This is a genomic window from Lysinibacillus sp. NPDC094403 (assembly GCF_050278745.1).
Classification (GTDB): domain Bacteria; phylum Bacillota; class Bacilli; order Bacillales_A; family Planococcaceae; genus Lysinibacillus.
In genome coordinates, this window is the sequence record NZ_JBNNTL010000001.1 from 275,593 (window position 1) to 289,690 (window position 14,098).

Genomic DNA, 14,098 nt, shown 5'->3' on the forward strand with positions numbered 1-14,098 from the left:
AGCGAAAGCAAAGCGACAGCTACAAATGTTTTCTGCGCTAAAGCGAAGCGGCAGCGATAAAAGCGCCCAGCTGGAACGGAAATCAACCCCACGTTAAATGAAAAAAAGATATATACCCAATATTTTCATTATTATGGTGAAACTTTTCACAAAATGAATCGTATAAATAATATAACGAACTGAGGGAGGCTATTTTAATTATGCAAAATGAACGTCAACGAATTTTAGAACTTGTGGAAAAAGGAACAATTTCAGCGCAAGAGGCGATTACTTTATTAGAAGCATTAGAGCAACCTAGCAAGTCCACTCAAAATGTTATGAATGATGTGTCGAATGAGGACCAGCATTCCTCAGCAGAAAAAGAGTCAGTATTTAAAGATGACAGTCACAAGGATGAACAACCACAAAAAGATGAAGATTTCTCTAAATATTTCCAAGAAGAAATGCGAGATTTTCGTAAAGATTTAACACAAATTGGTTCACTCTTTATGGATATGATGAATACGGCAGTAAAAAAGGTAAAAGAATTTGATGTAACTTCTCCATTTGGTGATAAAGTTGAATTTACACATACTGAAGAAGTTGCAGCTGAACATGTAGAAAAAATAATTGCTGAAATACCGAATGGCAATTTTTCATTAGAATCTACTGAAGGAGATAGCCTCCAAGTCATTTGCAAAGTAAAGGCACCTCTTGTTAATGATAGTGAAGAAGAAACGCGTGCTAATTTCCTAGAGCAATTCGTTCTCAAGGAAGATGGAGATTCACTACGAATATTAAGTCAACTTAAGCTTGTACAGGTAAATGTTAAAGTACTTGTTCCAAAGGATAAATTGGAAAAATTATCAGTTCGTTTAATGAACGGTAGTGTTACTTTACAAGATACGGATTTCGAGCATTTAAAATTAAAGACATTAAACGGTGCGATTAAAGGCTCAAAGTTTAACTTTGGAAAAGCAGAAGTGGATTCTTCTAATGGCTCGATTGAATTAACAAATATTCGAGGTAAAGATTTAGAAGCTGAAACATTGAATGGTCGTGTATATTTAGATGGCGCATTAGATGAGGTTGAAGCAAAATCGGTCAATGGACATGTTGTTGTCACAACTTGCTCTACTAATTCATCGAAAATCAAAGCACAAACAGTCGCAGGAGCTGTTGAATTGTATGTGCCACGTACAATATCGTTAAGCGGTAAAATTGTTACGAATTTTGGTAAAGTAGATGTTGGTATTCAAGATGTCTCAAAAATTGAATCACAGGATCAATTTTTATCAAAAGTAGTACGTTTTGATAAAGAAATAGAGAATTCTAATCGTTTATTTATCGAAGGAGAGTCTAAAACAGGTTCAGTTTTAGTACGCTATACAACAACTGACGAGCAGCATGTTTAAGTAAAAAGAGCATTCAGGCTATGCGAAACAACATAGCTTGGATGCTTTTTTACTGCTTGAAGATTTTAGAGAAACAGAAATCGACTTTTCTCTATTGGGCTCGATTTCTGTTTTTTTGTATGTCGAGTTTTATGATAATTTTATGGCAATGAAATAACGAAATAACAGGAACTACCACGGAATGAAATGAAACTGTAATAAAAAAGGGAGAAATAGAGTGTTATAATAGAGAATGAAATACCTCTTACAAGGTAAGAGATTTAGGTGGTCTAAATATGATAGAAATGAAAAATGTGACAAAGAAGTACCCAAATGGTGTTGTTGCGACAAATGGGATTTCCGTTAACATAAAGCAAGGTGAATTTGTCTATGTTGTAGGTCCAAGTGGTGCAGGTAAATCAACTTTCATTAAATTAATGTACCGCGAGGAGAAAGCTACTTCTGGAGAAATCACTGTTAATGGCATAAATTTAGCAGAATTAAAAAATAAAAAAGTACCTTTTCTACGTCGTCAAATCGGTGTTGTTTTCCAAGACTTCAAACTATTACCCCGATTAAGTGTTTATGAAAACGTAGCGTTTGCACTAGAGGTAATCGAGGAAGATCCAATAGAAATTCGCCGTCGGGTTATGGAGGTTTTAGAGCTCGTGGGGCTGAAGCAAAAAGCAAGAATGTTTCCTAATGAACTTTCAGGTGGCGAACAGCAGCGTGTCTCGATTGCACGATCTATTGTGAATGTTCCGAAGGTCGTTATTGCTGATGAACCTACTGGGAATCTTGATCCTGAGACATCTTGGGATATTATGAATTTATTTGAGGAAATTAATGCAAGAGGTACAACTATTGTAATGGCAACCCATAACCGTGAAATCGTAAATACGATTCGTCGTCGGGTAATTGCGATTGAAGGCGGACTGATTGTTCGTGATGAGCACGGAGGTGATTACGGCTATGAAATTTAATACGGTAAAACGTCACTTCCGAGAAAGTATAAAGTCTCTTGGCCGTAATAGCTGGATGACTATTGCCTCAGTAAGTGCAGTTACAGTTACATTAATATTAGTAGGTGTATTCGCACTTATTATGATGAATTTAAATAAAGTAGCATCGGATTTAGAGAACGATGTTGAAATTAAAGTGTTGATTGATGAAACAGCAGATAAAGCTGCTGAAAAAACGCTTATGGAAAAAATAAAAAAATTGCCAGATGTCGCAGAGATGAAATATTCGACAAAGGAAAATGAATTAACCAAATTAGTAAAAGATTTTGGGGACGATTTTAAACTATTTGAGCAAAGTAATCCATTACGTAATGTTATTTATGTGAAGGCTTCAGATCCTCAGCAAACAGCTACTGTTGCTAAAAAAATTGATAAATTTGAGTATACATACAACGTTAAGTATGGTGAAGGCAAAGTAGAAAAACTCTTTAACTTCTTAAATATTAGCCGTAACGTAGGGGTAGTTCTCATTTTAGGATTATTATTTACAGCTATTTTCTTAATTTCTAATACGATTCGAATTACCATTATTGCACGTGGTGATGAAATAGAAATTATGAAACTTGTTGGAGCAACGAATTCATTCGTGCGTATCCCATTTTTATTAGAAGGAATGTGGCTTGGAATATTAGGGTCTATTATTCCGATTGCGGTCATCGCAACCCTTTACCACAATGTATATAAAATTATTGCGCCTCGATTAAAAGGCGAAATTGTTCAAGTACTTGATTTCTCACCTCTTGTGTATCAAGTAAGCGGTCTACTATTACTCATTGGTGTACTTATTGGTATTTGGGGAAGTTTCATGTCAGTACGTAAGTTTTTAAAAATTTAGCTTTCGTTTTAAGCTTCACACCAAGTTGTGTTGCTGGAACGAAAATCAATCAAAATAATAGTCGAAAAGGAGTTCAATCGGTGAAAAGTATGGCGAAAAACACAATGAAAACACTTGCTACAGCATCTGCACTATTTCTTTTTATCCAAACTCCATCAGCGTATGCAACTAGTTTATCGGATTTAAAGGATGAAAAAAGACAAATTGAATCAAAGAAAGATGGCTTAAATTCATCCATCAAAAATAAAACAAATGCTATTTCTACAAATGAAAACAAGCAACAAAAATTATTAGATCAAATTCAAACATTAAATGCTGAAATCGACAAAACTAATAGTAATATCAAAAATGTATTGTCGGAAATTCAATCTGCAAATGAAGAAATAAAAACTTTAGAAGGTTCTATTGCAGAGCTACTGCACAAAATTGAAGAGCGTGATTTATTGTTAGAGGATCGTGCTCGTGCCATTCAGGCGGGTGGTTCCGTTAGCTATTTAGATGTACTACTTAGTTCTAATAGTTTCGTAGATTTTATCGATCGATTCTCTGCTGTCAATGCATTACTTGAAGCGGATAGACAAATTATCCAGGATCAAAAAGAGGACAAGCAAAAATTAGAGGAACAAAAGCAAGTCTTAGAAGGCAAACGCCAAAAGCTCGAAGATAAAAGAGCTGAGCTTAATCGTTTAAAAGCATCATTGGATGGACAAAAAACTGAGAAAAATAAATTGATTGATCAATTAGAAAAAGAACAAGAAAAGCTAAAGTCTGAAAAAGTATTACTTGAGAAAGAATATTCCGAGGCCCTTGATATTAGTAAGGAATTACAACAAAAAATCATTGATGAGCAAGATCGATTAGCTGAAGTTGCTCGTCAACAAGAAGCGAAACGTAAGGCAGCCGCAGCTGCCGCAGCCAAGGCTTCACATTCGGGCAATAATGGCGGTGGGTCTTCAACAGTCAATGCGCCACAATCAAATGGTACATGGATTAAACCAACAAATGGTCGTTTAACATCGACTTATGGCTGGCGTGAATTTGGCGGTTCAGAGTTCCATTATGGAGTCGATCTTGCAAATAGTATAGGTACTCCAATTTGGGCACCTGCTGACGGTGTTGTTTCTTACGCTGCGCCGCTTAGCACGTATGGTAATGCTGTCATCATTACACATTCTATCAACGGACAAATTTATACGACAGTGTACGCACACTTAAGTTCCTTTAACGTTAGTGTTGGCACAGAAGTAACCCAAGGTCAACAAATTGCTGCCATGGGTAATACAGGACGTGTAACAGGACCACACTTGCACTTTGAAGTGCATATCGGCCCTTGGCGAGGACAAGCAGTCGGAAGTGACAACCCATTGAAATATGTTCCAATTTAAAAATAATGAAAGCTATACATTAGGATTCTTCTAATGTATAGCTTTTTAAATTTTTTACTTAGAGTTCTTCATTAAAATATAGGCTAATCACCATAACGTGGGGGTGATTTCCGTTCCTACAAGGCGCTTTTATCGCTGCCGCTTCGCTTTCGCATAGATAAAACATTTTGTTGCTGCCGCTACGTTAGCACTACGCTTTCGCCCAGAGCAAAGCTTCCTGGGGCATCCGATGAGCCGCTTCTCTTCCGACGAAAAACCTTGCTAGTCAAGACCTCACAGTATCAACAATCTGAGGAGGCTTAGCAGTCAGTCGGTGAGAACGTTGTGGAAACTTCACATTATGCCTGTAGAAATAACAGAGATGGATTGACATGAAGGGAGGGGCAGTCTCAGTAAAGCTATGGGAAAGCTTGAACTTAATATTTCGAAGATTTTTCCTGATTGTGTCATTATTTTTGTAAAAGGGCATGAATACCTTGAAGGGTATTTCATTAGATTTGCTCATAAAGAGTCTATTCTATTCATGTTTTAGGGAGATTTTTTGAACACAGTGTGAAATGACAGTTCATATAAAGATTGTATGCTATGCTAAAGCTATCTTTTCTCATGGAGGATTGATTAAGTGAATAATACAGAATGGTTCTCTATTCGGGCACTAACGTTACCAGCAACAGCTGTCGCTCTTCTTGCGGCATTTTTCATTGTATGGCTAGTTTTACGGGTACAATTTCCGAAGAAATGGGCGGGGGTATATGGAGACGCTTTCTTTACCTTTATTCTTGTTTGGAAATTTAGTATCATTATCACTGATTTTAAAGATGTTATCGCTCAACCTTATGTGCTCCTTTATTTTAATGGTGGGACAATTGGTGTTATTTTAGGAACAATGACAGTATCACTACAGATTTGGTGGAAGCGACGAACATTTCAGTTTGATTCAACTGGAATTACAGCCTGTACCTGGGCAATCATTCTAACGCAATCGATCTATCAATGGCTTGTGGTGTTACTAAATGATAATCAAGCCACTAGCGAAGTGATTACTTTAATTGTGCTAAGTACACTAACAATCCTCATATTATGGAAAATAACAGCTATCAATCGTGCATTATTTATATATACGATTGGTTTTATGATTGTTGCCTTCTTTCAGCCGCATGGTTTATGGCAACCAGCTGTAGGTGTGAGCGTCATATTATTTATATTAGGTATAGAAGTTCGGCGTTTTGCTGGCGTTACTAAATTATTTGGAGGTAAGGGATGAAAAAAAATATTGGGCTACTTATCGTCGTGTTATTAGTAGTCGCGATGATTGGTACATATGTTAAACAGCAGATTGATAAGGATCGTGAAATTGAAACCGCTTCTCTTGGAAAAGAAATTGATAAACGAAAGATTGGTTTAAACAATGGAGATACGCCACCGGATTTTACTTTAACAAGTTTGGATGGCAAAAATGTGACATTGAGTGAGTTTCGTGGAAAAAAAGTCGTGTTAAACTTTTGGGCAACATTTTGTCCACCATGTAAGGCAGAAATGCCACATATGCAAAATTATTACGAACAATATGCTAAAAAAGATAATGTAGAAATAATAGCTGTCAATTTAACAAAGGCTGAACGAGATGTTACAGATGACGCAAAAGTAGATGCTGTGATGACATTTAGAGATAGCTTCAATTTAACATTCCCTATTTTACTCGACCCGAAAAACTCTGCCGGCTCAGCTTATCAAATATTAACGATTCCTACAACCTATTTTATTGATTCTAAAGGATATATTCAACGTGCTATTACAGGGCCAATGAATGCGGAGATGTTAAAAAATTATATAGATGAATTAGACTAAACAAAAAAATAAAACCAAAGAATCTGCTCGTTTTTCGTAGAAACGAAGCAGATTTTTTATTTGTTTATAATACGCACGAGATTGGCGAGAATACCCGCGGAGGAAAGGGAAATACCCGCGAATGAGGATAGAATACCCGCGGAAGGAAGGGAAATACCCGCGATTGGAGAGGATACCCGCGGAGGAAAGGGAAATACCCGCGAATGAGGATAGAATACCCGCGGAAGGAAGGCAAATACTCGCGATTGTTGATAGAATATCCGCGCAAGGAAGATAAATACTTTCGACACGCAATAGAATACTCGCAAAACAAAAATCATAGTATTCAACAAATTATTTTGAAGCTTAATCTTGTATGTTTGAAAAATAAGATTCATACAGTAAAAGAGACGGAGGAGGGAAGGTTTGCGCAAAATAATGGCGGGTGTCGGCGTACTTGCTAGTAGTCTATTGCTAGGTAGTGGATTTTATTTTGACTGGTTTAATTTGGGGGATAAAAAGGAACCGGTCGTCGCTGAGGTTGATTCGATTAATGAAGCGTTGAATTTAATTGAGAAAAAATCTGTATACAGCACGGAAAAAGATGCGTTGGTGGAGGGAGCACTGCGTGGTATGGCAGATGCTATTAAGGACCCTTACAGCACCTATTATTCGAAAGAAGAGGCAGAACAACACCGACAAATGTTAGCCGAGGAAAGAGTAGGCATTGGGATTGAGCTAACTGAAAATAACGGGAAATTTATTGTTGTGTCTCCTGTCCGTTCGTCCCCAGCAGATAAAGCAGGAATGCGCTCTCTCGATGAAATTGTACAAGTTGATGGCGTTCGAGTAGATGGTAAAAAGATGAGTGAATTAATGCAATTAATTCAAGGAGACAAGGGAACGAAAGTAACGATTGTCGTCTATCGTCCAAGTGAAGATAAACATATTAAGATGACGATGGAACGAGCAGCAATTTCCAATAAAACAGTAACGAGCGAAGTAGTGAATGTAGAAAATACTCCGATAGGTTATGTGGAAATCTCACTTTTTGGTGAGAAAACGGCAAATGAGTGGGTTGCCGAAACGAGTAAATTGCTTCGAAAAGATATAAAAGGGTTAGTTATCGATGTGCGGGATAATCCAGGAGGTTATTTACATAGCGTCGCAGCGCTACTGAGCACAGTATTGGAGAATGGCAAAGTATTTGCCTATATGCAAAATGCTGAAGGTGCTATGGAACCGTTAAAAACGGAATCAAAAAGCTTTGATGAAAAATATTTGCAAACAATGTACAAAATACCGATTGTTGTTTTACAGAATGCAGGTAGTGCATCAGCTAGTGAAGTACTTAGTGGTGCTTTAAAAGGCTGGGGACGTGCCTCCCTTGTTGGCGTTAAGAGTTTTGGAAAGGGAACAGTACAGGAATCTTGGTCTCTTAAAAATGGTGGGGAGCTTAAACTGTCCACAAATAAATGGCTGACACCAAAGCGCGAATGGATTCATGGGCAAGGTATTGAGGCTAATTTAGTTATTGAACAAAATGAATTATTCGCTTTCCAAATGCACCCACTATCAGGAAAGTTTAAAATGGGCGACATGAGTGAGGAAATTGCTTATACGCAAAATGCTTTAAAAAAGCTAGGCTATAAAATTGCTCGTTTAGACGGTTATTTGGATGAATCGACAGAAGAGGCTGTTAAGCTTTATCGGGAGGATAAGAAATTGAATAAGGCAGAAGGTGATATTTATATAGACACTACCTTCTTTAACAGCTTAAACGAAACGTTGAAAAAATACAAAGCGGATCGTCAAAATGATTTACAGTTCCAAATGGCGACAAGCTTTTTATTGCACAATATTGAAGAGAATAAATAATATTAGGTATGTTGATTTGGGGCAATACAGACCGGTTAAAGGATTTTTTTATTGATATTTTGTTTCTTAGTGCTCCTGTCGCTTTGTAATTAAGTTTGATCTTGATATGGGAACGCATCTAAAGAGCATGTTTTGAAAAAAATTGATCAAAGCATGCTCTTATTTAATGTGACAGATTAAGTTATTTATAAAAGTTTGATTAAACCCTTGTGCATTAAAGCCCTGCGTTAGTTAGTTCAATATTACTAATGATACGGTATTTTCACTTATCCAAACTACCTTAACCAAGTTATATCGATGGTTAAGGTTTTAACCGCATTAACTTATGCTACGGTCCAGTGTAATATTTCAAAATGTAGCTTGAATTAAACTAAAAATTGGTAGTCCTTTGCTCGTATCTATAATAAATTCTAAATCCCCTATTTCAATATTTTTTCTTTTATTCATTACTTCACAACTAACTTTATTTTCAAACTCCAATGCATATGAAAATAACTCTAAAAAGTCTGAATCTAATCCATGTCTATTTGATTTATACTTAATATTATCAACATCTGATTCAGTTACTAATATATATTCAGTATTACTAATATTATTAATTAATCTTTTCTTTTCTTGATAATTTACTAAGTTATCATCTGTACCTTGGAATGATAAAATTTGTGTTTTATTATCAAATCCTCTATACACTTCAAATAAATTCAAATTTCTCTTATTTTCAATAACTTTTTTAGCGATGTAATCAAATTCAATTACTAATTGTGATTTTCCAACATTATTAAATAAAAACCTATCACTATGTAAATATACTGGTTCAATCCAAGAACAGATATCAATAATAAAAGAAAATGGTTCAAACATTTTATTACATAAATGCAATAAGTATGCTCCGTGGGAATGTCCATATCCAATTAATCTTTTCATATCAAATTCAATATTATTATTAACTAAGATAATTTTTAAAGCTTCAATCGCTGTTATAATATCTATAGCTTGCATATAGCCCATATCATTAAATTCATCTAAATCTTCTTGTATATTCGCAGTAACATGAAAGATTTGCTCTTTACCTGCTATTAACTCTGCTATTGAAGCTTTATTTTCAGCTAGCAACTTTAACTCATTGCTGCTAAATAAATCATTTACTGATTCTTTAAAAGAAATATTCTCTGCCTCCTGCATATGCCTACTCCCAAAATAATCACATTGCATTGTAATTAAATTATATTGATCAGCAAATGTTTCCCGCATCTTTTTATACACTTTAGAATCAATGTTCCCTCCGAATCCAGGAACAAAAACTACAATACCAGTTTCATTATTTGTACCTTCTGTAGGTAAAGAAAAATCTATCCTTAATTCTCTTCCGCTTTTTCCATTATAAAGATTAGGATGAGCAGAAATTTTAATACTTTCAGAATACGCCATAATTTACCTCCTTTAAACTAAATTCAATTATACATAACCTTACTTACTTAGGATACGGTTGACAGAATCTAATGTTAAGTTGTTTTACTTATTTTCCCCATATGTCTTATCTTTAAATTAAAAGACTAATATCTTCTTAAACTAACCTACTCTGTAGTTTAAGTGCATTTCTCTACACCCTAAATACCCGATAAAAAAATCATCTCAACTAATTCAAAACCTGTGGCTGAATACGATAAAAAATAAGAATAGAAAGCTTTCTATTAGTTTGTACTACGCAAGAGTGTAGTGGTTTGATACAATAAATTTATAGCATTTAAGATAGAAACGGCGGGTGTTCGTATGGTTAGTGATATATTAATAGAAATTGTAACAGCGATTGGCCGCTTTTTAATCAACCCATTAATGTATATCGCAATTTTATTTGCGATTTTATTAGGTTATAGTCGTGTAAAGCAGGAGCGTAAATTTTTTAATAGACGCATTATTTGGGGTTGGACAGAGCTAATTGGGCAATGGAAATATGGTTGGCTACATGCCCTCCTCATTTCACTTATAAGTGTTGGTTTAGGTTTAACAGTGCCTAAAGCTTTTTTAATAATAATAATTGTTATTTCTGCGTTGGCAATATTATTGTTCTTCATTAATGCACTTTCACCTATCTATACGATGGGGCTTGCGACGTTAACTATATGGCTGATGTATCAATACAATTGGACATTTTCTTGGTGGAAAATCTCTTTAGAAGGTGTAAATTTATTAGATGGTTCCATTATAACGATTACGATTTTAGCAGGTCTAAGTGTGATTGCTGAGGGTATGTTAATTCGTCGAACAGCAATGAGGGTAACGACACCGCGAGTTGAAAAGACGAAGCGAGGTATGCAGGCAATTGTCTATCGTTCAAGAAATGTATGGGTATTGCCAATTTTCTTTGTAATACCTGGTGATATTATTCCGGTAGATTTCCCATATTGGCCGCAATTTACATTAGGAGAGAGTTCCTTTGCACTCGTACTATTTCCACTTGTTATAGGCTTTTCAAAGCTTACTAGAAAAGAATTACCGGCTTTGCAATTACCTAAAATTGGCCGGGCAGTGCTAATACTAGGGCAGTTAATTTTAATAGGTGGACTCGCTGCAGCCTTGGAGCCATTCATCGGCTTTATCACGTTGGTAATTGGTGCGGTGATTCGTATCGTTATTTCAATTTTCTATGCGCTGCAAGATAAAACGGACATTTATGCGGTTGCACCAAGTTCCAAGGGCGCTATTATTGCGGCAGTCTTGCCTGATTCACCAGCTGAAAAAATGGGCTTATTGGCAGGGGAATGTATTCGTAAAGTAAACGGTCAGGCTATTTTTACTGAAAATGATTTATATGAGGCTTTGCAATTAAATGCTGCACATTGTCGTCTAGAAGTAGTAGATCGTAACAATGAGATACGCTTAACACAACATGTTATATACAGCAATGATCATTATCGTATTGGATTATTACTAGCTGAGCCGAGGGATATATGATGGATGTTTTCGGGAAAATGATGTTAGCGTTATTTTTACCAGCATTACTTGTATTATTGTTTACTAGAATTACGTTTAATCGTTATGTTGCATTAATATTGGCAATTGCGCTTATTGCGGCATCTGTTTATGCAGGTCATACTTCGCCGCCTATTATATTCGTAATCGATGCATTTTCGTTAACAGTAGGCTTTTGGCTAGCAAGTAAAATGAAAAAAAATAAAAATTAATATAAAAGGTCAGTCAAAAGTGATTGCTTTCTCACTTTTAAGACTGACCTTTTTACATGAAAAATCTTACGGCTGCCATAATGATAACTCCTGCTACAACTGTAATAGATAAGCTTTTGGTAACAAGTGCAATAATAAGCGTTGGCACAAATGTAATAAATACTGGCCAATTGAGTGTGACGATTTTTCCATTTTCTGTATCTAATAAGTTTTCGATGACAAGAGCACTCAAAATACAAACTGGGATAAAGCTTAGCCATTTTAATACAACCTTTGGTAGCTTCACATTTCGAACGAATATAAATGGAATAATACGTGGTAGCCAAGTTACAAGTGCACAACCAATGATGAGCCATACCATAGTAGCAGTAGTCGTCATTTATCGGTCACCACCCCTATAGTAGCTACAACCACCGTCGCTAGAAGAACAGCCACATGCGAAGGCACAATATAAGAAAGACCGTACATAATGACAAACATATAGCCAATTAGCATAAGATAATGCATGATTTTATTTTTACCTACACTGCTAAGCTGGAGTACAAGAAGTGCAACAAACATCGCAATCAATGCGAAATCTAAGCCCCATTTCTCAGGATTCGCCACCCACTGACCTAAAAATGCGCCAGCCACGCATGAAAGAATCCAGAATGAGTAAGCAGTTATGTTTAGCCCATCCATCCATTTACCATACAACTTACCAGTTTGCATTTGCTTTGTAACAGCTACACCAAATGTTTCATCCGTTAATAATGTGCCGAAACCAACATTTCTTAGCATGGAATAGCGTGTAAAATGAGGAGCTAATGTTAAACTCATTAATAAATGGCGTAGATTTACGACAAAAATGGTTACAATAATAGCGGAAGCAGGGCTATTTGTTATAAGAAGAGCACAAAAAATAAACTGTGCGGAACCTGCATAGATAAGTATAGTTAAAAGTGCAATTTCGAATACCGATAATCCAGAAGCGGAACCTATAACACCAAAAGCGAGTCCTATGCTAATATAACCGAGTAAAGTGGGGACACAATCTTTAACGCCTTGTAAAAAGCTATCGTCTGGCGTGTTGACTGTTTCATTATGAAAATCTGTTGTACTTGTCATAAATAGATCGTCCTTTCTAAAATATTTCCATGTATACTAAAAATGATGGAATAGTTTGATAGTTCTTAATGTTTATTAAAGTATACATATGTCTGATAAAATAAACAATAGAAAGTGGTGAATAAAATGGAGCAGATGAGTCGAAATTTAGCATTTCAATTAAAGAAGATTCGGCAGCAACGTCATTTAAGCTTAGACGATGTTGCCAAAGCTACAGGGGTAAGTAAAGCGCAACTTGCACAAATTGAAAAAGGAGAGGCAAATCCTACAGTATCAACGATTTGGAAAATTGCTGCGGGACTGCGTATTTCATTTTCTTCGTTATTACAATCACCAACAGCACACTTCATGAAATATAGTAGTAAGGATGCGCCACATGTAGATGAAGATGAGGGGCGATATCGTGTGTACTCCATTATTCCTTATAATCCAGAACGTGGCTGGGAGCTTTATAGGGTTGAAATGGAGCCCGGTGCCTTGAGTAGAAGTGAAGCACATACAGAAGGGGTAGAGGAAACTGTAACTGTTATCCAAGGGCAAGCCATTATTTCTGCTGGAGAGATGCATGAAATACTAGAAGAAGGGGATACACTAGTATTCTCAGGACATCAGCCACATGAGTATAAAAATACTTCCGAAAAGTTAACGATTTTACATTTAATTTTGCAATATAAATAGAGGTGTCGAGTTTTGAGTGAATGGTTTACTGTAGATAATATTGAGCATATTGCGGCACAATATCGAACGCTTGGCCCGGTCATTGGTTTATTTTTAACGTTTATAGAGGCGTTTTTTCCTTTTTTACCTTTGGTCGTGTTCGTTGTCGCCAATGCGAGCGCATTTGGTTTATGGTTAGGTTTTTTATTATCCTGGATAGGGTCTGCAGCTGGTTCATATGCTGTATTTTTACTTGTCCGACATTTTGGCAAGCATCCAAAGTTTCGGTTTGTAACAGGCAGTAAAAAAGTAGAGAAGCTAATAAAATGGGTAGATATGAATGGTATTAGTCCTCTGTTCGTATTACTTTGTTTTCCTTTTACACCCTCAGTCATTGTAAACATTGTAGCGGGGCTATCTCATATTCATAAAAAGTTTTATTTAGTGGTGTTATTGGCTGGGAAGTTCGTGATGATTTTAGGAATGAGCGTGCTTGGTTACGATTTAAAGGCGCTTCTAACAAGCCCTGTAAGACTGATTATTGCGGCTGTTGCGATTGTCGTGCTTTGGTGGATTGGTAAGTTTATGGAGAAACGACTAAATGCGCGTGTAGAGAAAGATTTAAAACAAGCACGAAAATTGACGAAAAATCATTAACGATGAAAGTTGAATATGCACATCATACCCCTTATTTCATGTAAAATGAAAGAAGGGGTTTTTTATCTTCATTCATAAAGGTAAGGCAATGCTCAGGTAACATGGAGTAGCGCTTAGATAAAACATTAAAATGCACAGTTAGAGTAGCGAAACGCTCGGGTCAATAGGAAAACTG

The 14,098-nt window shown here is 36.1% G+C and carries 14 protein-coding genes; 11 read left to right on the forward strand and 3 right to left on the reverse strand.

The window, feature by feature from the left end:
• Positions 1-200: 200 nt before the first annotated feature.
• The 7 genes from ACQKMV_RS01205 (at position 201) to ACQKMV_RS01235 (ending at position 8,320) form a co-directional block, all read left to right on the forward strand.
• Positions 201-1,394: a DUF4097 family beta strand repeat-containing protein gene (locus ACQKMV_RS01205; protein WP_427502021.1), complete on the forward strand. Its 1,194-nt coding sequence runs from the start codon at positions 201-203 to the stop codon at positions 1,392-1,394.
• A 275-nt stretch (positions 1,395-1,669) separates the two neighbouring features.
• On the forward strand, positions 1,670-2,356 hold the full coding sequence (ftsE, locus tag ACQKMV_RS01210; protein ID WP_427502022.1) for a cell division ATP-binding protein FtsE: 687 nt from the start codon (positions 1,670-1,672) through the stop codon (positions 2,354-2,356).
• A complete protein-coding gene (gene ftsX / locus ACQKMV_RS01215; protein WP_427502023.1) occupies positions 2,346-3,230 on the forward strand; it encodes a permease-like cell division protein FtsX in 885 nt (294 codons plus the stop codon). Before ftsE ends, ftsX begins: the two co-directional genes overlap by 11 nt.
• Before the next feature lie 80 nt (positions 3,231-3,310).
• A complete protein-coding gene (locus ACQKMV_RS01220) occupies positions 3,311-4,615 on the forward strand; it encodes a murein hydrolase activator EnvC family protein (protein WP_427502024.1) in 1,305 nt (434 codons plus the stop codon).
• Positions 4,616-5,237: 622 nt separating this feature from the next.
• Positions 5,238-5,879, forward strand: a complete 642-nt coding sequence (locus ACQKMV_RS01225; RefSeq protein WP_427502025.1) for a hypothetical protein — start codon at positions 5,238-5,240, stop codon at positions 5,877-5,879.
• Entirely contained in the window at positions 5,876-6,463 is a 588-nt protein-coding gene (locus ACQKMV_RS01230; RefSeq protein WP_427502026.1) for a redoxin domain-containing protein, read from the forward strand. Before ACQKMV_RS01225 ends, ACQKMV_RS01230 begins: the two co-directional genes overlap by 4 nt.
• 405 nt (positions 6,464-6,868) lie before the next feature.
• A complete protein-coding gene (locus tag ACQKMV_RS01235) occupies positions 6,869-8,320 on the forward strand; it encodes a S41 family peptidase (protein WP_427502027.1) in 1,452 nt (483 codons plus the stop codon).
• A gap of 348 nt (positions 8,321-8,668) precedes the next feature.
• On the opposite strand, the gene ACQKMV_RS01240 is transcribed toward ACQKMV_RS01235, so the two are convergent.
• Positions 8,669-9,748 (reverse strand): DUF2920 family protein, encoded by a 1,080-nt coding sequence (locus ACQKMV_RS01240; protein WP_427502028.1) that lies wholly within the window; start codon positions 9,746-9,748, stop codon positions 8,669-8,671.
• A gap of 342 nt (positions 9,749-10,090) precedes the next feature.
• On the opposite strand from ACQKMV_RS01240, the gene ACQKMV_RS01245 reads away from it, so the two are divergent.
• Both ACQKMV_RS01245 and ACQKMV_RS01250 read left to right on the forward strand, forming a co-directional pair.
• Complete coding sequence (locus ACQKMV_RS01245; protein ID WP_427502029.1) at positions 10,091-11,272, forward strand: PDZ domain-containing protein; 1,182 nt, start codon at positions 10,091-10,093, stop codon at positions 11,270-11,272.
• Positions 11,272-11,502: a DUF2198 family protein gene (locus tag ACQKMV_RS01250; RefSeq protein WP_049668124.1), complete on the forward strand. Its 231-nt coding sequence runs from the start codon at positions 11,272-11,274 to the stop codon at positions 11,500-11,502. The genes ACQKMV_RS01245 and ACQKMV_RS01250 overlap by 1 nt, the downstream gene beginning before the upstream one ends.
• A gap of 52 nt (positions 11,503-11,554) precedes the next feature.
• Here ACQKMV_RS01250 and ACQKMV_RS01255 read toward each other — a convergent pair whose 3' ends face one another.
• On the reverse strand, positions 11,555-11,881 hold the full coding sequence (locus ACQKMV_RS01255) for an AzlD domain-containing protein (RefSeq protein WP_427502030.1): 327 nt from the start codon (positions 11,879-11,881) through the stop codon (positions 11,555-11,557).
• Complete coding sequence (locus ACQKMV_RS01260) at positions 11,878-12,609, reverse strand: AzlC family ABC transporter permease (protein WP_427502031.1); 732 nt, start codon at positions 12,607-12,609, stop codon at positions 11,878-11,880. Before ACQKMV_RS01260 ends, ACQKMV_RS01255 begins: the two co-directional genes overlap by 4 nt.
• Before the next feature lie 126 nt (positions 12,610-12,735).
• Between ACQKMV_RS01260 and ACQKMV_RS01265 the strand changes: the two genes are divergently transcribed.
• Entirely contained in the window at positions 12,736-13,287 is a 552-nt protein-coding gene (locus ACQKMV_RS01265; protein ID WP_427502032.1) for a helix-turn-helix domain-containing protein, read from the forward strand.
• A 12-nt stretch (positions 13,288-13,299) separates the two neighbouring features.
• Positions 13,300-13,923 (forward strand): TVP38/TMEM64 family protein, encoded by a 624-nt coding sequence (locus ACQKMV_RS01270; protein ID WP_427502033.1) that lies wholly within the window; start codon positions 13,300-13,302, stop codon positions 13,921-13,923.
• Positions 13,924-14,098 lie beyond the last annotated feature (175 nt).